This window comes from Streptomyces sp. NRRL WC-3549, assembly GCF_000721935.1.
In the GTDB taxonomy this organism is placed as follows: Bacteria; Actinomycetota; Actinomycetes; order Streptomycetales; family Streptomycetaceae; genus Streptomyces.
In genome coordinates this window covers 115,308-115,685 of record NZ_KL585418.1, presented here as the reverse complement: position 1 = coordinate 115,685, position 378 = coordinate 115,308, and the positions used below count along the sequence as shown (strand labels likewise).

At 72.2% G+C, this 378-nt stretch carries 1 pseudogene; it reads right to left on the bottom strand.

Features of this window, described 5'->3' with window-relative positions:
- Positions 1 to 233, bottom strand: a pseudogene (locus IH13_RS0124070) (ABC transporter substrate-binding protein); the annotation flags it as partial.
- Positions 234 to 378: the final 145 nt, after the last annotated feature.

Genomic DNA, 378 nt, shown 5'->3' with positions numbered 1-378 from the left:
GGCTCGTAGATCCTGAAGCGGTAGCCGAGGGTGGCGCCCGCCGAGGTCGCCAGGAACGGGTTGCTGTTGTTCGTCTGCGGCCCGTCCGGCTTGCCGAGGGTCAGTACGCCGGAGGCACCGGCGCCGCCCCCCTTGTTGGCGCCGGAGTTGGCGGACGAGCAACCGGCGGCGAGGGCCACCACCGCGGTGGCGACTGAGAGCGCTCTCAGGGTGTGACGACGGCGTACGGACATGTCGACTCCAGAAGGACTGCGGGCTGGGAAGGGCGGCGGAACGTGGAGTTCCGCAGGGGGCCGGGAAGGCTGCGGGGCCGGGGCTCCGGGGTGCACTGCGGGGCCGGGCGGCCGGTGCTCGGGGTTCGGCCTGTCTCTTATACAC